Raw genomic sequence first — 16,542 nt, forward strand, 5'->3', positions numbered from 1 at the left:
GGATTAAATCATCGCCAAGCATTTCCGACGCTACGACACGCATCAAATTCAAAGCCAGATACAGGAATCGACAAACGGTAACTTAACGGCATTGAGGTCGAGCCAGGCCGCGACGACTTGTGGCGTCCGGCGTACCGGCTTAGCGTGATCGTGCGTGCCGGTTGAGCAAGAGCCGATGTTTCCGTTGGCAGACCTCACGAAATGCATGGTGCCGCATGGAAGACATGAACATTCCGGGCCTCGCGCCCGGGACGCCGATACGGGCCGCGTGCTCGCACGGGGATCCCGCGGTCATCGCACTGACCGGTGAACTTGATTCGTGCACCGCGGTCGTGGTGGAGAGAGCGGTCCTGGCGATGCTCCTCCGGCATCGAAAGCCACGGGTGATCGTGGTGGATCTCGCCGGGGTGATCTTCCTCAGCGTGGCCGGAATCCGGGCACTGCACGCCGCCGTCGATCAAGCCGTCACCGAGCATGTCACGCTCCGGATTGCCGTCGGTCCACACGCTCACGTACGCCGCGCGCTTACCCTGACGGGGATGGCGGCTGTTCTCGACGTCTATCCAGACAGAAACACCGCGCTCAGCGCGATGTGCCCGCGTGTCTTTCCGCCCTTCTCGAAGTCCCTGTGACCTCAAGACCGGCAGATCTCAATCGATGAGGCTACGGCGCAAGCCCTGAACCACCGCATGAGCGCGGTCGACGGCCGCCAACTTCCGGAACAACCGTTGAGCATGCGATTTGATCGTGTCCTCCGACAGGTCCAGGTCACCGCCGATTTCACCGTTCGTCTTCCCCCGGCTCATCCCCCGCAGGACCTCCAACTCGCGCTTGGACAGACCGGAGCTCGATTCCTCCCCGGCTCGCGGTCCGGGCACCAGCGGAGAACTCGATGAACCTCCCGGGACCGGACAACCCACCGAGCCGGGTTCACAGATCAAGAATCCCTGCGCTCCCATTTTGATCGCGCTCGCGCCGAGTTCCGCCGATTCCGGCGGTCCGAATACCACGACTTTCGCATCGGTTCGCGACGTCAGCAATGCCTTGATGGCTTCCAGGAGCAGGTCCGACTGAACGTGCGCGCTCAGAAAGACCATGTCCACCGGCAACGCTTGAAAATGGGCGATCAACTCCGCGCTGTTCTCCGCCGGGCCGACGTGCCGCACTCCCGGCGCACCGGCCAGCACACGGACCATGCGCTCCCGCGGCTCACGCCGACTTTCCAGAACCAGAACATTCACCGCCACGTCCTCCAATGGAGTCAAGAAACAGTCCACCGGCGTGCGGCACTTCGACGAGTTTCCGGCGTTGGATCACAGACTACACATTCGCCGTGCACAGGGAAGCTCAGAAAAGACGTTCGATCTTTGCTGCAAAGTTTTCTCTGCATCGTCGATGATTCGACTCTCGACGCATATTCGGGGCAGATGATCCTGACGGGTGAATAAACTATAGGTAGAAGCGTTGCCGAGGACCTCGTTCGGTTATTTTTTGCACTGGAGCCCCTCTCCGCCTCAACCACCCCACCGGCTCAGACCAAGACTCCTCGACGGAACCCGAAGGCGACGGCTTGGGCACGGTCACGTGCGCCCAGCTTCTTGAACATCCGCCGCGCGTGCGTCTTCACCGTGTCTTCGGCGAGGTGCAGTTCGCGGCCGATGGCGCCGTTGCTCTTTCCTTGACTCATCCCGGTCAGTACTTGAAGTTCACGGCTCGTCAGCTGGACACCGAGCGACGACGGCTGCCGCGGCACGGGTACGGAGATACCGCTGAGAGTGTCGGCCAGCGCGGAGACGACCTCCGGCCAGGAGGTGTCCCAGCGTACGTATCCCCGAGCGCCGCCGGTGATCGCGCGCGCTATCACAAGGGGATCGTTGGCGGCGCCGAAGACCAGGATGTTGGCGCCGCGGTACGCGTGGACGAGTCGTCGAATCGCCTCCACGCCGCTGGGGCTGAGTCGGTCCAGCCCGACGAGCACCAGGTCGGCCGGCCGGTGGGAATACCTGGCCAGAAGTTCCTCAGGCCCAGCTACACAGTCGATTTGCTCGATACCGGGAACCGTGGCCATGGCCTGACTGACCGCGTTCCGCACTCTGCCTCGGCTGTCACAGATCAAGATCGTCGTCACGGCGTCGTCCTCACTCATAGGCATCGACAGCCACCGGAAACACCGGAGGGCAGCCGACTATCGAAATCCCGAGCAGCGGCCAGGGGCCCGGGTACCGCGGTACCCGAGCCCCTGGTCCGCGCCAGACCTGCCGCTACTTACGGAGGATTTCCCCCACCGAGCTCGTCACCTGCCGCACCACGGCCAACCCGAGTACTCCGTTCTCCGCCAACGGAAGCGAGGAGATCGGGTTGTCGGCGCGCTCGGCATAGCCCCGCTTGGCGGGCACCTCCGGCATCGAGGCGGAGCCGGGAGCCTCGTATGTGGTCGCGACCTGCGGCGCGCTGGTGTGGAAAGCGGTCACCCGGGTGCCCGAGTCGGCGTCGAGCGGATCTGTGACGACGGTCGTGCTGACCGGAGTGGCCGGTACCGCGATTCCACCCTGGACGGGAAGTGCCGGCTTCGGCGCCGGAAGCGAAGCCTGTGCCTGCTCGACGCGCGAAAGGATCGGCAGTGTAGGCAGCTCAGCGACACCCAGCTCGGAACCCAGCGGCTTGTACAGATCCACTTCCTGCAGGTCACCGAGGACGTCACCGGCCTGCAACGGCGCGGCGTGCAGCAATCCCGTCGGCACGGGGTAGAGCGGACCGACCGGTGTCGTGGTGGGCGGCACCGCGGCCGGGGTGTCGGTCATCGCGGCGGTGACGGCCGGCTGCAGGGAGTCTTCGTCCGCCGTGTCCAGCTGCTGCAGCGGCTGCGCCTGCCGCATGGCCTCGGTCAGCCCGCTGATCGCGGGCTCGACGAACTGGTCCAGCGGGGACGAGGCGGGCAGATCGGGGTCGATGTTTTCGGCGGCCGAGGCGATACCCGTGCCCAGCATCAGCAGGCCACCGGTGGCCAGAGTGGTCTGCAGAATGTATTTGACCCAGTTTTGCATGACAAATCTCCTTCGCGGATAAATGGGAAACAATTTGTGACATGCCTTTGACAGATGTCGCAGGCGAATCGCCACACGGAAAGGGAATTACGAAACCAAACGCCGCGAGACAACGGCGGCTGGTGGCTGGAAAGGCGACCACGCCTCAAAAGAGGCGGGCGAAAGCCGGACGCGCAGGCGGTCGCGGCAGAGTCAGCCGGGCGTGACGCCCGGCCGGATCACCGTGGCCAGTGCGGCCTGGTGTCCGACGTCGCCGCAGTGCGGCGAAATCCGGTTGTTCCGGGAAGTACGGACGGGCACGACAGCGCCACCCCCGTGGTCACCACCGCACGTCGCGGCGACACTTGTCGACGTTCCGCACAGGGACAGCGGCGACCACGGAGGCACCGATTCTCCTGTAGCGCGAACGGATACGTGCGAGCGCGACGCTTCGGACGGATACTCACCACGAGCCTTGTGCCCGCACGGCGACGAAAGTGCGCGGGTACCGTCCGCCACATCCTGAGGCGCCAGGGCGGTGGAAGCGGTGGCCGGTTTCGATTCAGGCGCACCAGTGAGGGACGCCGTCATTCCGGCGAGGGTTCGATCGACGTCGGCGGGCTGCCGCGGAGCAGGAAGGTCGAGGGCTGTGACAGCGCGGCGCGTGACCGTGTTCGTCAGGGATTTCGCTGTTTTGTCAAGGTTTTCCACCGAAACGACCGCACGACCGAGGAGAGCGGCCACGCTCTCCGATTGCCGGGCCAGGGACGACACCGCAGACTCCCGCAAGGGCTGGATCGTCACCATGTCGGCAGGATCTCCCACCCGCACACGTGCCGCCGACAACGGAGGACCGACCTCGACGGCGGTCGCCGGAACGCCCCATTCGGGCTTCCCATCGACGACCGGGACGTCAGCCCTGGCGGTGCCATCGCCCGCGATCCATGCCACGACTGTGGCCACGAAAACACCGCCGACGAGAACGAGCGCACGAGCCAGAAGACGGCCGACGCGCATGGCGTCGATCATCCGGCTTCCCGCGTCCGTCATAGCGCCCAAATCCCTTTGCTCGGCAAATCCCCGCGTGGCCGACATAGCCGTGTCGATACCCGCGAGCGAATCATAATTATCTCCTGTGGTGGCCTTCCCGCACCCCTGGCGAAAAAGCCCGCCTCCGGCACCGCAAATACCCTTCCGCGATCGCCGATTCGAACCCCGACCTGCGGCAATTCAATGAGTATCGTCACGGCGACACGGTCAATACTCGTAACACTGCTCCACTCGAACCAGTGACCACACGGTGGGCAGAACTGTGCCCACACGTAACACGATCGAGCAATTTCGACCGTGATCGCGGACCAACCGGTGCTTATCGACGTCGAGCGGCTCCACGACGGCGACGTCCGCGCCGAGGTCAAGGCGACCGTTCCCGGTGGCGTTGGCCGCCTTCGCGGTCACCGCCCGCGTTCCGACGCCGGCGCGGCACGAGTGCGGGACGGCAGCAGGCCGCGGTCGGAGAAGACGTCGACGACCGGGCGGGTGCGGGCGAGGACGACGGGAAGGAACGCCGACGCGGCCATCACCGGCGAAGTCCGCGTGCATTGAGCTTTTTCGTCCTGGTGTTCAGAGGTGTGGTGTCGTGAGTGGGTTCGAAGGACACGACCTTGATCAAGGTCTCGAACGAACCACCTCGCGTCGGTGAAGGATCTGGGACGTAGTCACCCTCGCGCAGCTCAGTAGTGGGTAGGCGACACCGGTGTAGACCGCGAACCAAGGCTCATTGAGCTTTTTCGATCTTGGTTAGCGGTGCAGACAGTCGCAAGTGGTCGACTACCTGCGAGGTCAGGCTGGTCAGGCCACTCAGGACCCGTGACACACGCTCGAGCGTGGAGGATTCGGGACATTCAACGTCCCGAATCCTCCACGCTCGCCCAGAACACGCCGCCGGTCAGAGCCACCGCCCCACGTCACCGGGCCCGAAAGTTGGTCGTGAGGGGTAAGGCAGGTGGCGCGTTCGGGCGGGATCCAAGCACGCGAGTTAGCAGGAAGACGCCTTGTGGGCAGTAGCGATCGCGGGTCCGCGACGTGCGCAGGTCGGAGGCTGTGTTGATCTTGAGCCGCCAAGGGGGCTCGAACCCCTGACCTTCTGTTTACAAGTCGCCTCCGCCGCCATGTCGATGAGTGCCGCATAGTGCCGGATTCTGGCCATTCGTGCAGGTCAACGCGGGTCTTAGCGCAAACGGGGTGTCGCGGAGTGTCGGACCGTGTCCGGCTCTACTTCGGCACTGGAGCCCAACTGGAGACGGCGTGGCCCAAGAAATCGGAGGGACGAGGGCACGTCCCCCTGTGCCAGAGGGGGCGCACGGGACGGGTGTCGCAGGCGGGGCTCTAGTCCTTCCGGAAGGTCAGTTTGATCAGAGTGGCGCCGACTGTGCCGACGACGGCGATGTCAGCGGCGACGACCACCGTCCGGTCCGGGATGAGCACGGCGACCAGCCCGAACACGATGACCGCCACGACCGTCATCAGCACCAGCATGTTCCGGAACCTGGCTTTGTCGTCGGTATCGCCGGGGAACCGGCGCGGCGACTCAGTCCCGTCGTCGCTTCTGGACGGTGGCGCTGTGACGCTCTCAGTCCTGGAGGAGATGTTGACGTTGCTATGGACGTGAACATGGAGGTCGCCGGTCTTGCCGACCAAGTGGTGGAGTGCCTGTATCAGCCCGTTCATGTCGAGTTTGCCGGATTGGGTCCGAACGGGCAGTGGAAACATTGCCGTCGCTGTCGAACCCTGAACCGCGTTGCTGATCCTTGAGGAGAACAACGACTTGGTCCGCTATCAGCAAAAACTGACAGCGCTCCACAAGACCGCGCTGAGCGAAACGGACTCGATCGATCTGCTTAACGCCGCAAGTGACGAACTGCCCTGCCTCAGTATTCCAGCAGAGTCACGAACGGCTCGACGAGCGGGTGTGGGTCGCTGGGCAGCAATAGGGTCACCTGTTTGCGCGCCCTCGTCAACACGACGTACAGCAGCCTGCTCGCACTCTCGAACGGCTCGGACTCCTTCCCGTGGTAGTCGTCCGCGCGGAAGACGGTAACGACGGCATCGGACTCGCGCCCCTTCGTCTGATGGAGGTTCATTACCTGCAAGGCCGCCTGATCACCGGCTTCGACGTCGACAAAGGACTCCATCCTGGTTTTCGCGACTTGCGCGCCGACAGTGTCCAGAGCATGGTCGGACACGTTCAGCAACCGAGAGACTTCGGCCGCAGCGCGCTGCCACTGCCGAAGTCCTCGATTGAGTCCCAATGCTGGCCAGCCGCCTGCCGCGACGTGGGCGGCGTCGTCGAGGTCGACCGCCTCGGACAACGCCGCGCGGAGGTCGTCCAGCCGCGTGGCGAGAACACCCTCGGCCTGCCCGAGACCGATGGTGTACGCCAACGCAGGTGCTTTCGCGCTCCGAATAGTGGAGGTGTACAAGACCGCCATACGGACGAGTACCGCCTCCCAGGCGACCTTCCCGACAGCGAACTGAAGCATCGTCAAAAAGGTGCTCAGCGCCTCGCCGTAGCTCTCGGACAAGCCGACGGCGACATGGTCTACACCTCGCTCCGTGAGCGCGGCGGACATAGTGGCCGTTGGTTCGTTGCCGTGCAGGAAGATCCCGAAGCTTTGAGCTCCGTGCCTGCGGCTCTCATCCAACGCGGCGCACACATCGTCCACCGCAGGGTGATCATCGACCGCGGTTACGATACGAATTCTTCCCTTGGCCAATGCGTCGGCCAGAGATGGATGAGCGAAGTCCCGCCGCCGCACGGCTTCAGCGACGGTGGGCAACAGCTGAGTCGGATCGCGGTAGGAGCCGAGTGGCAAGTGGATCCGGTCGACGGCCGGTCGTGCGAGAGCAGCGGCAAGCCGTTCTGGGCCGACACCTTTTCGACCGGGGATTTTGTCATAGATCATTTGGTTGGGGTCACCGAGAAGGAGCAGCCTGTTCCCAGCCTCGGTAAGCCGTTCGAGCAACGACCATTGTTCACCGTCGGTATCTTGGAACTCGTCGCAGACGACGAGCGACCATCGCCTCTGGGTGAGCGGGCCGATCTGCGGAAGCCGGAGGACCTCAAGCGCGCCCGGAAGCAAGTCTTGGTAAGACAGGACATCAGGGTCGTCGTTGAACAATTTGTTCTCTGCCTCGCCGCGCAGCGCTGGACGCTCCCCGTGGCCGGCGTAGCGGCCGAAGTCGCACAACAGCTGCCAAGCCAACCCATGAAAGGTGAGGACGTCCACACGATCGGCTACATCGCGAAGAATTCCTTTGCTACGGCTGAGAATCTGCGTCACCGCCGTCCTGCTGAAAGTCAAGAACAGCACTCGGTCACGACCGGCCCCGACCGAAGCGGCCGCGTCTCGCCGGAGCAGATGCGCGCGAGCTGCCGCCGCGGCCGTGACCGTCTTGCCGGTACCTGCCCCACCGAGCACCAGCAGGGTCGGCGCTTCGCTCTCACAGACGTCGCGTTGCTTGCCGATCGGCTCGAACCGCTTCCTTCCGGTCATGGAGTCAGTGTCACCGGCCCCGCGACCGTTCCTCTCGCGAGTTCCACCGCGACATCCAAGAATCGCGCGGCGACCTTCGGCGCCTTGGCAGTTAGCAGATACACATACTGGGGGTGCAGGCCCGAGCTGTGCAACGCCTTCGCCACACGCTTCTCCAGATCCGCGTCGTCGAGCTCGTCCAAACCGGTCAAGCCAAGTCGCCACTCCTGGTCAAGGACGGTGAAGACCTCGATCAGCTCCCTGCGTGGGACGCCGTACACGAGAGCCCGTTCGATAGCGAAGCGTTCTGGTAGCCGAACGACATCGTCCGCGACCCGCACCGCCTCGGCGAACGAGGTGTCCGCGCCCTCACCGGGCTTGTCGAAGTCCAGGCCTGCGATCACCCGGAAACCGAGTTGGCGCGCCAGCCTGCAGATCTTGACGACCTCGGTGTGCCCCTCGCTTTCCACGAACCGCACCCCGTAGGCGGCCGGGACCACCGCTCCGGTGCGACGCTGACTGATGGCCGTCAAGGCAGCGACGTCATGCCGCCCCTCGAACACGACGACCGCGCGGCTGCTCATGGCGGGCAGAAGCTGAAGATGTAGTTGCCGCAGTACGTTGAGCTCGCGTTTGCCCGTCGGCGGGGTCAGCTGGTGTGCCGCGCGCTTGCCCGTCCGCAGGGAGAGCCTGACCGTCTCGTTGGGGCGAAACGCCCGTGCCGCGTCCGGCCGCCGTGTCGACATCCACATCTGATCGCACGAGTCGCGCAGCTCACGGGCGAGATGTTCGGCCGCACCCGCGTCAAGGTGATCCCCGAAGTCATCACACGCGACAACCGCGCCGCCACGGTCGGCGTTCAGGAGGGCCTCGGCCACTCCGAGTACAGCGGCTGTCGTGGATCCGTGTCGACGCAGAGGCAGCGGCTCCGGTGTTCCGAGTCGTAAGGCCGGCTGGAGCGCGCGGAGAAGCCCGGCCACCGTGCCACCTTCCGCACGAAAGCGAACGATGTCCGCGACTTCGGTCTCGGGGTCGATGTCCAGAGTTTCCCGGACCGGCCCGAAGACATCTTCCAGAACGCTGCTCACCACCTCGGTTGCGCTGAGGCCATCGGTCGCGGTGTCGACAGCGGCGGAAAGCGTCTGCAGAGCGGTCGCCAGGTCATCGCCACCCGAGTTCAACAGCTCGCGGAATGTGCTGCCGGAGCGCAGCGTCAGCGGCTGCCCCGGCGCGACGAAGACGAATGGCAGCATGACGCGGTCCGCGCGCCGGGCCCGGTCGTAGGTCTCCTCGTCGGGATCCGAGTTCTTCGGATAGTCCACCCAGTGCACGCCGGTCCCCTCATCGTGGTCCCAGCGCAATCGGTAGCAGAGCCGCAGCACGAGCTCGTGCCGGTCTTCGTCCAACTCCTCGGCCGTGGATGCCTCGACGAGCTCGTCGTCTTCGGCATCCCACAGTTCCAGTCGGCGGTAGAAGTGCTGTTCGAGCACCTCGCCGAGTTCGGCGAGCACGATCTCGATCTCGGAGGCGCCGATCCCCGTCTCGGGACCTGGGCCATGATCTCCCGACGACGGCATCGGGAGATGGACGTCGAACTCAGCAGGCGGAGTTCGAGTCGAGTCGGGATCCAGGACGCGGCGGAGTGCCTCGACGAGGTCGCTTCTGCCAGCCCTGGGTTCACCGACCAGCAGGACGTGTCGTCCTGGCCGCAAGTCCAGGTCCTGCCAGCCTCGGAACGACGAGATACGCAGCTGCCGAACGCGCATACCGCAGGGTAGTCGGCGTACTGACCAGCCAGGATAGGTCAGTACACGTTCGGGTGAATGGTGTGCCAAGCGGAGACGGCGACGCTCAGCGATAACCGGCGAAGACCGATGTCCTCGTGTTTCCAGTCGACGCCGCGGCCCGGTCACCCGGCCAAGTCGCCTCCGAGTTCATTCCCCCTCGATGGTCGGGACCGCGTTCGGGCCAGGGTGGGCGATGGTGGCGACAGTGGGGTTGTCGTAGTCGAAGTCGATCTCCGCGTAGCTGGCTCGGTAGCCCGACGGGAGTTCGTTGTCGGCGATGATGACTTGCAGACGCCCAGGCACGGTACCCGCGAGAGTCGTGAGCCTGCGATACATCGCGGGGCTGAGTTTGGTGTCTTCGTTCAAGGCGAGGCGAGGGCTGTCGACAAGCAGGAACATGGGGTAGTCGGCACCGGGGGTGCGCATGGCGACCGCGATGAGTGAGCACCAGTACGCGATCTGGGTGGCTGTTGTGAGGCCACCACCCAGTTGAGTGTCCTTCGAGAAGACGTCCCCGTTGATAACGGGCAGATACTTCGTGGGATGGATAGAGGCGGTGCTGACACCGGGGATGCCGATGGCTCTGACGGTGGCCGCGAACTCTTCGCTGAGTCCGTCGATAACCTCGGTGCGACGCACTTCGAGCGACTGTTGAGCGATGTCGATACGGCTTTGCAATCGTGCGCGCGCGCTGTCCAGGTTCTCGGCGTGGAGCGCCAAGTCGGAGACCGTGTCCCATTGCTGGAGGACCGCCTCCCAGCGGCTCTGGTCACTCCTGGCGGCGGCCGCGATCTGAGCAGCATCGCTGAAAGCCTGCAGTCGCGGGCTCACTCGCTGTGCGGTGCGCTGCTCGATCTGAGCATTCAGCACGGCGATCAAGCGATCCTTGTCGGCAGCGGTTTGCTCGACCAGGCTCTTCTGCTCGGCCAAGGCTTCGAGCTGCCCGGCCATCTCATCCAACTGCTCGTGGAGCTGGCGTGCCTCGTACGGCTCATCGCCATCCGCTGCTGTGAACCGCGTGACCGGATCAGGTTGGAGACAAACGCGGCACAGGTCGGCGGAGACGTCACGCTCTCGCAGCGACTGCATACAGCGCGGGCACACGCTGAACTCTATGTCGGCCAGCAACAGGTTGGCCTCGCGCATACGGTGTAACCGGTCGAGGTCCGATCGCACTCGCCGTCGTTCTGTCGCGTAGCGGTCTTGGCGACGGCTGATATCGGCGGCGGCCGCGGCGAGTTCCGCTGCACCGCGCTCGGTGTCGGTGAGGAGGTCCCGCAGGGCGCGTGTTTCACTGTCGGCCACCGGATCGAGTACATCCCGCAGCTGGGCGAGCCGCTGTTCCGCGTTCGCCTGCGCCGCCTGTGCGGCCTCGAGGGCTCTCTCGGCGTCCAAGCGCTGTTGGGTGCCGCTGTCGCGCAGGAAGTCCACCACGGTTCGGTGGCGTTCCTGTGCTTTCTGGATCTGTTCCTTGAGGCTGTTGACCTCGGCCTGCAGGTCGAGGATCTCGTCGTCGATGAGCCCGAAGAACAGCTCGAAAACCGTGCGTCGCTTGACCGTGCGGTAGTTCTCCTGGCTGTGGGCGATGTCGTGATTCATCTGCCGCTGGGAGATGTACAGGTAGGTGAGAAGGTCGCCGAAGGTGATCCGGCTGCCCTGCTTCATGCTGCGCTCGCTCGAAGCCCGCAGGTCGTCTCGGAACCCGAGCGCGCGCATGAGCAGCGAGTTCAGCGCGTGCTCGCCGTCGATATTCGTGCTGTGGTCGGGCAACCGCTCCTGAATGATCAGATCGGTGACTCTCACCGTGGCACGCTTGCGCCTGTCCAGGCTGCGGACGAGCCGTAGGCGCTCGTTGCCGATCCTCACGTCGAGCGTTACCGCCTCGATGGACTCGACGGCTACCGGCGCCAAAGTGCCGTTGAGCCCGAACCCGAACTTGACAAGCTCGAGCAAGGTGGTCTTCCCGACCCCTGTTGGCCCGGCGAGCACGGTCAAATCCGAAGGGAAGCGGTACTCGACTGGTCCCTCGGTGGTGTCGAGCCGAACCAGTTCGATCCGGAAGCGTGTCGTCACCGGATCTCCTGCCGGTGCGGGCGGTCCATCAAGTCAGCCAATCGCTCGTAGATCCGTACTTTCAATTCGTTGCCACTCATGCCGGCCGTGGCTTCCGCGATCGCCATGCTGCGTTCCGCGACATTCGACCATTGCTCGGTGCGCGCGAACTGATCGGCTGTCTTCTTACCCACTGGCGTGGGTGCCAGTGCGACACTTCCTTTTCGACCTGCGGTGTAACGCAGCAGGCCCCGCCCGACGAGAGCCCCGATGACGGCGTAGTAGCGGTCGTCCCAGGGGCCGTATTTGTACCGGATCATCGGTGCCTCGACCTCCGTCGGGAACGCGGTGCTGGTGGTGGAAAGATGCAGCCGGGCGTCGTCGGGTTCGAGTGAGTCCACGACCACCGGTCCCAAAGCCGGATAACGCAGAAGGAAGTCCAGTTTGGCGAGCTTGGTCAGCCCATCGAGCTTGCGGCTGACACGCGCGACCGCGGTGACAAGGAGCAGCACGCGCGCCTGGTGGTAAGCGAGGTCCTCGCGGGACAACGCCAGCTCCGACTTGTCCAAGCCGATCATGGCTGCGTCACCTCGCCGTTTCCGCCGAGCATGGCGGCCACGTCGAATCTCGGTCCGAACCAGATCTCGCATCGATTCGACAGGTCGCACAGGCCACCCAAGGCGATATCACTGTCGACACCGGGCGGAAGCTGGGCACTGTGTTGCAAGGCCAATGTCTCCCGTTCCAGCGCCCGCCAGAGCCGGGTGCCGGAGACCTCCAAATCGCCCATGGTGAGGTCGCCGACCCGGCGCAACACATTCTCCAACCGGCGACGCGCGACCCTGGCCTCCGGATCGCCGCTCTCAAGAGCCCTCCAGAACTCCTCGTAGTCCACACGCAAGGCGGTCGCCCGGCCTACCGCATTGGGGCTGCACCCTCCGGCGGTCATCTTGGCCTCCAGCCGAGACGCCACCGCGAGACGTGGTATCGGCCGGAAGGCCTCCGGCACCACCAGGGTGGCCTCGATCACCGCTTTGATGCCCTTGATCGTGACTAGACGGCGGGCGATGCGACGCTGAACATCCGGGTCAGAGCCTCCTGTTCGGTCGCGCTGCATGACCGTGGGAAGATCTCCTTTCTCGGTCTCACCGTGCGACTGCATTCGCGTGCGGAACACCGCGAGCACGGCCTCCCACACCGCACGTGCGTGCGCCGCATCGCGCCCCATGCGCTCCAAGACAGGCTTGGCGTACCTCGAAGGCGCCGCGTCGCGGACCACGTGGCGGTTGACGGCGTCGACCTGGATCGTCAGCGCGGACAAGAACTCCAGCACCTCGGCTTCCTGCTCAAGCACCGAGACACCGGCGAGGGAGTCCGTGCCGGCCCACCTCGCCTTGGTCCTCTTGTCATGGTTCGCGATTGCCTTACGCAGCTGATCGAGAGAGTCCTTCTCCTCGTCGACCACGACCGGCTCAGCGCCGACGGCTCGGAGCCCTTGGAGCCTCCTGCTCGCTGCTTGCAGCTGCCGAGCCGGCCCAGCGCCCACTCCACCGGTGGTCACCACCCGGCACAGCGGCTCGCGGCCGAGAGAGAACCACCGATTAAACAGGTGGGCGATGCCCGCCTTGTCGGCGAGACTGGCCACCGTCGTGTAAGCCCCCACCCCCGCGCTGCGGTGCTTGCCCGAGACCAACTCCATCGAGCCCCCGCTGAACAACACCCAGTCCTCATGCCATTCACACAAGATCGCGTCATCACAACCGGGTGACAGAACCCCATCGTCGTCCAGGGCGTCATGGAGCATGGACAGGCCATCCGCGGCAGCCATCGCTGCCTGCCATTCATAGTGGTCGTCGGTCTCCGCGCCCGCATCGTCCAGCTGCTCGACACTGGCTACGTGATCCAGGAGCTGCGGTTGCGAAGGAGTGCGTTCCTGAAGGTCGACAACTAGGTCTGGCAAACCCGTCTCAGTGAGATCCGATCCCTGCCGACCGGGGGGCTCAGGCACGCTGTCACCCGGCTGCACGGCGACACTCTATACGGCCGGGAGCGATCCCGGCGTCGATCGAACATCACGAAATCCATACCGATCGTCGGCGTGGTCCTCAGCACGACAGTAAAGACGGAGACGAAACGGAGCCCAATCGGAGGCGACCGTGTCCGCCAGCTCGGCACCACTCCGACCGCTAGGGGCGGGTGGCCCGCCCTTGCCCGAACGGTGAAGCTCGGCTCCGACCGCATGGCTCTCAGGCAGTGATAACGCGGCGATCGGCTCGCGAGTAATAGTCGAGTCATGGTGGAGAGCGACGGGGAACCCGATCACGGGCACGTGGCCCGGCGTCGGCGAGCCGGTCGACCAGGACGGTCACAAAGGCGGTGGTGATCCCAAGCCAGCGCGCGAGCTGGGTGAGCCCGACCGGTTTCCAGCACGCGCCGCGGCGCCGCTGAAGTCGTCGACAGCACCTTACCCAGCGATAGGCCGCACAGCGCCCGACCCGAGTCTCTCGATCCGAGCGCAGTCCCTCACATCGCTCCCAGCGTCGGCCGGACGAGCGCCATGAGCGCTGGTCGGGAGGTCCGAGGCCTGCTCGATGGCAGTCGGCCCCGCTTCGTCGAAGTCGAGGCGAGCATCGTCGCGACGAGCGTCGGATCCACTGGCATTGGTGCGTTCCTCGTGGTGGCTGCGGGAAAGTCCCCTCTGCCGCCGTATCAGCGAGTGCCGCATAGTGCCGGGTTCTGATCATCTGCCCAGGTCAACGCGGACCTCCTGCCCGCCGAGTGTTAGGTCGTGTCGGGCCGTGTCGGGCTCTACGTCGGCAACGGAGCCCAATCGGAGACGGCACTGGCTTGCCGGTCCGGGGGACGTCGTTACCTCTGCGCCCGTCCCGGTGCTGGGAAACGCTGCCGCTGCCGCGTGCAGGCCGGACGATCACCAGTCCATGTTCGTAGCCTGATCCAACCGGTAGCTCATGGCCTCCAGGTAGGAGTCGAAGACGTGCGCGTTCGCTGCGACTTCGGCACGGCTCTTGGCATCGAAGGCGTAGTCCATGCCGTGCTCTATCCACGTGATGGCGTTGCGGTAGGTGCCAGCGGCGATCCAGGAGTCGAAGTCGTCGAGGACCGCGCAGATCCCGTGGTAGTCCTCGACCATGGCGGGCACGAGGCCGAAGTGCGGGGTCTTGCTGATCTTGCTCAGCGTCGCAGGGATGACACCGATCCCTGGCAGGTGGAAGTGCACGGTCGCGCCGCGCTTGTCGAACCCACCGTGGCCGTAGGTGTTGCGGTAAGTCTCGGCGAGGTCCCGCAACGCCTCGTACTTCTTTTGAGCGACCAGGTCGGCGTTCATGTCGAAGAGGCGCTTGAACTTCTCGCTCCAGCTCAGGCCGATGAAGCCGGTGACGGTCTCTTTTTCGGGGTCGAAGCCGGCGAACGCCAGGCACCCGACGAGGGTGTGCTCAAGCAGGCTGAAGTACGCCATGATCATGGCGAACGTGTTCCACCAGCCCTCCGCGTCAGCATTAGCCTGGCGGCGCCAGGCCGCGAGAGCGTCGGCAATGATGTTGGGGGCGTCATCCGCGTCCGTCTGCATCTCCACACGCCCCTCGCCCCGGAAGGCAATCTCCGCGCCGTCGCGGAAGTAGCGGTAGGCCTCACGCAACCGGTGGTACTGGTTGCCAATCACGACGTCTCCCGCGCTGACCTGCTCCTTGCTGATCGGCTCCAACACCTCCTTCTCGACTACCTTCTGGCCCTTGATCGTGGCCTGCAGGATGCGCTGGAACAGTCTCTTCGCCTCCGCCTCCTCGGCGACGCTGTTGCGGTCGACGTAGACGCGGAGCCCGAACTTCTCCGACGCGATGGAGCAGGTCGTCCCCTCGACTTGGAAGACAAACTCCCAATCCAGCTTCTCCGAACGGCCCAGGCCGTGACACCCGAGGACGATGTAGATCAGCTTGGCCACAGGGCTCAAGGGCAAAGATTCGCGGCTAACGGAAAAGCGCCACGAGGGCGCAGCACTCGACCGGGCAAACCCAGGCGCGCTGGACTCGGCGGGACCGAACCCGCGCATTACGCGGTTCAGCCTCGCCCGCACCTCATCCAGCATCTTGCTGGCACCGTCACCTTCAGACATCAGCCGCTCCTTCGTACCGACTCTCTACTCGATCACTCCGGCAAGGCTCGGCGTTACCCGCATCACCCATCCAGTTGACGACGCGACGCTTCCGGCGGTCTCGGTTGTAGGCGCAGTGAGTAGCACAGACGGCATCGACATCTGTGCTTGGCGCAGCGCCAGTGTGTTCCATGGCCCCGCTTGATCATCGGGACTTGGTGGCCGGTCTTCTCGCACAGGTCGAGTGGAGGAGCCGGACGTTCTGCGTCGACGGCGGTCCCGGAGACGTACCCGGCCTCAGGTGGCGAGTAGACCGCCAGAGCGCCTCGCTAAATGCCACGACGAGTGGTGTTCCTGATTAACCACCCCATGAAAGGTTCAGCCCCCCGCCTGCATGCGAGGGGCTGAGAGTGTGAGACAGAAGGTCCATCCGCAAACAGAACCGCTGGTCACCGGCTGCATAGCGGGGCTATGCAGCCAGCGCGAAGCGTACGAGAGTCGTACGTCATGCGGTGGGACGCATCAGCACTTCGGCGTGTCTTCCGCCAAGTGTCGGCACTGTCAGGCAGCATCGTTGTTATCGGGCTGCATCCCGATAACCCAGTGTCCATCCGCAGACGAACTGGAGTGATCAATTTGGCGTGTTCTGGTGTGCTCGTGCGCCCGCGTGAGTGGCAAAGATCAGCGATCTTCGTTGTGATAGTACTGTTCGCAGCACTGTTGACGTGGCTTGGCGCGACAGCCGGAGGGATTGTTGCAATCATCGGCGCCGCAACGGCTTCGGCTGTTCGCATCGCGGCACCCGGCAGTCGCGTTTCTAGCCGTTTAAAGGAACGGATACCTGACAATCAGGCGGCCGCGAGCACGGGTCGCTAGAGCGTCTCCGTGGCTGCCACGGAATAGAGGCCGCCGTCGAGCGAGTGATCAGCGATCTTGATCAGTTTGTCCTCGCCGACGGTGGCCTCAGTGATGTCCTTGACCAGTCTGACACCTCGGCCTGCGCAGTTCACCTCGCACTCCTGCCGCACGCTGCG

14 protein-coding genes are annotated in these 16,542 nt (G+C 64.6%); 2 read left to right on the forward strand and 12 right to left on the reverse strand.

The features are described 5' to 3' along the window. The first annotated feature begins 215 nt into the window (after positions 1-215). On the forward strand, positions 216-632 hold the full coding sequence (locus ACZ7KI_RS29800; RefSeq protein WP_470276373.1) for an STAS domain-containing protein: 417 nt from the start codon (positions 216-218) through the stop codon (positions 630-632). A gap of 18 nt (positions 633-650) precedes the next feature. Here the strand turns inward: ACZ7KI_RS29800 and ACZ7KI_RS29805 are convergent, their stop codons facing one another. The 4 genes from ACZ7KI_RS29805 to ACZ7KI_RS29820 all read right to left on the reverse strand — a co-directional run bounded on the left by ACZ7KI_RS29805 (position 651) and on the right by ACZ7KI_RS29820 (position 4,118). Continuing rightward, entirely contained in the window at positions 651-1,247 is a 597-nt protein-coding gene (locus ACZ7KI_RS29805; protein WP_470276483.1) for a response regulator transcription factor, read from the reverse strand. A gap of 284 nt (positions 1,248-1,531) precedes the next feature. Then, positions 1,532-2,128, reverse strand: coding sequence for a response regulator transcription factor (locus tag ACZ7KI_RS29810; protein ID WP_470276374.1), 597 nt, complete (start codon positions 2,126-2,128; stop codon positions 1,532-1,534). A 133-nt stretch (positions 2,129-2,261) separates the two neighbouring features. Next, positions 2,262-3,044, reverse strand: coding sequence for a hypothetical protein (locus ACZ7KI_RS29815; protein ID WP_470276375.1), 783 nt, complete (start codon positions 3,042-3,044; stop codon positions 2,262-2,264). 192 nt (positions 3,045-3,236) lie between these two features. Continuing rightward, the gene (locus ACZ7KI_RS29820; protein WP_470276376.1) at positions 3,237-4,118 is read right to left on the reverse strand and encodes a hypothetical protein; all 882 of its coding nucleotides are present in this window, start codon (positions 4,116-4,118) and stop codon (positions 3,237-3,239) included. A gap of 270 nt (positions 4,119-4,388) precedes the next feature. Between ACZ7KI_RS29820 and ACZ7KI_RS29825 the strand changes: the two genes are divergently transcribed. After that, positions 4,389-4,628 (forward strand): hypothetical protein, encoded by a 240-nt coding sequence (locus tag ACZ7KI_RS29825; protein WP_470276377.1) that lies wholly within the window; start codon positions 4,389-4,391, stop codon positions 4,626-4,628. A gap of 783 nt (positions 4,629-5,411) precedes the next feature. Here the strand turns inward: ACZ7KI_RS29825 and ACZ7KI_RS29830 are convergent. The 8 genes from ACZ7KI_RS29830 to ACZ7KI_RS29865 all read right to left on the reverse strand — a co-directional run bounded on the left by ACZ7KI_RS29830 (position 5,412) and on the right by ACZ7KI_RS29865 (position 16,518). After that, complete coding sequence (locus ACZ7KI_RS29830; RefSeq protein WP_470276378.1) at positions 5,412-5,723, reverse strand: hypothetical protein; 312 nt, start codon at positions 5,721-5,723, stop codon at positions 5,412-5,414. Between the two features lie 230 nt (positions 5,724-5,953). After that, positions 5,954-7,579, reverse strand: a complete 1,626-nt coding sequence (locus ACZ7KI_RS29835) for a UvrD-helicase domain-containing protein (RefSeq protein WP_470276379.1) — start codon at positions 7,577-7,579, stop codon at positions 5,954-5,956. After that, the gene (locus ACZ7KI_RS29840) at positions 7,576-9,324 is read right to left on the reverse strand and encodes a TOPRIM nucleotidyl transferase/hydrolase domain-containing protein (protein ID WP_470276380.1); all 1,749 of its coding nucleotides are present in this window, start codon (positions 9,322-9,324) and stop codon (positions 7,576-7,578) included. The genes ACZ7KI_RS29835 and ACZ7KI_RS29840 overlap by 4 nt, the downstream gene beginning before the upstream one ends. A 168-nt stretch (positions 9,325-9,492) precedes the next feature. Next, entirely contained in the window at positions 9,493-11,418 is a 1,926-nt protein-coding gene (locus ACZ7KI_RS29845; RefSeq protein ID WP_470276381.1) for an ATP-binding protein, read from the reverse strand. Then, positions 11,415-11,975, reverse strand: a complete 561-nt coding sequence (locus tag ACZ7KI_RS29850; protein ID WP_470276382.1) for a hypothetical protein — start codon at positions 11,973-11,975, stop codon at positions 11,415-11,417. Before ACZ7KI_RS29850 ends, ACZ7KI_RS29845 begins: the two co-directional genes overlap by 4 nt. Then, on the reverse strand, positions 11,972-13,423 hold the full coding sequence (locus ACZ7KI_RS29855) for a hypothetical protein (protein ID WP_470276383.1): 1,452 nt from the start codon (positions 13,421-13,423) through the stop codon (positions 11,972-11,974). The genes ACZ7KI_RS29850 and ACZ7KI_RS29855 overlap by 4 nt, the downstream gene beginning before the upstream one ends. 903 nt (positions 13,424-14,326) lie before the next feature. Next, entirely contained in the window at positions 14,327-15,529 is a 1,203-nt protein-coding gene (locus ACZ7KI_RS29860) for a hypothetical protein (protein WP_470276384.1), read from the reverse strand. A gap of 851 nt (positions 15,530-16,380) precedes the next feature. Beyond that, on the reverse strand, positions 16,381-16,518 hold the full coding sequence (locus ACZ7KI_RS29865) for a hypothetical protein (protein WP_470276385.1): 138 nt from the start codon (positions 16,516-16,518) through the stop codon (positions 16,381-16,383). Positions 16,519-16,542: the final 24 nt, after the last annotated feature.

Source organism: Amycolatopsis sp. NPDC039088 (genome assembly GCF_055598845.1).

Coding starts and splice junctions, on each gene's coding strand:
- ACZ7KI_RS29815 (WP_470276375.1), bottom strand. CDS start 3,044: ATGCAAAACTGGGTCAAATACATTCTGCAGACCACTCTGGCCACCGGT.
- ACZ7KI_RS29820 (WP_470276376.1), bottom strand. CDS start 4,118: ATGTCGGCCACGCGGGGATTTGCCGAGCAAAGGGATTTGGGCGCTATG.
- ACZ7KI_RS29800 (WP_470276373.1), top strand. CDS start 216: ATGGAAGACATGAACATTCCGGGCCTCGCGCCCGGGACGCCGATACGG.
- ACZ7KI_RS29840 (WP_470276380.1), bottom strand. CDS start 9,324: ATGCGCGTTCGGCAGCTGCGTATCTCGTCGTTCCGAGGCTGGCAGGAC.
- ACZ7KI_RS29835 (WP_470276379.1), bottom strand. CDS start 7,579: ATGACCGGAAGGAAGCGGTTCGAGCCGATCGGCAAGCAACGCGACGTC.
- ACZ7KI_RS29860 (WP_470276384.1), bottom strand. CDS start 15,529: ATGTCTGAAGGTGACGGTGCCAGCAAGATGCTGGATGAGGTGCGGGCG.
- ACZ7KI_RS29850 (WP_470276382.1), bottom strand. CDS start 11,975: ATGATCGGCTTGGACAAGTCGGAGCTGGCGTTGTCCCGCGAGGACCTC.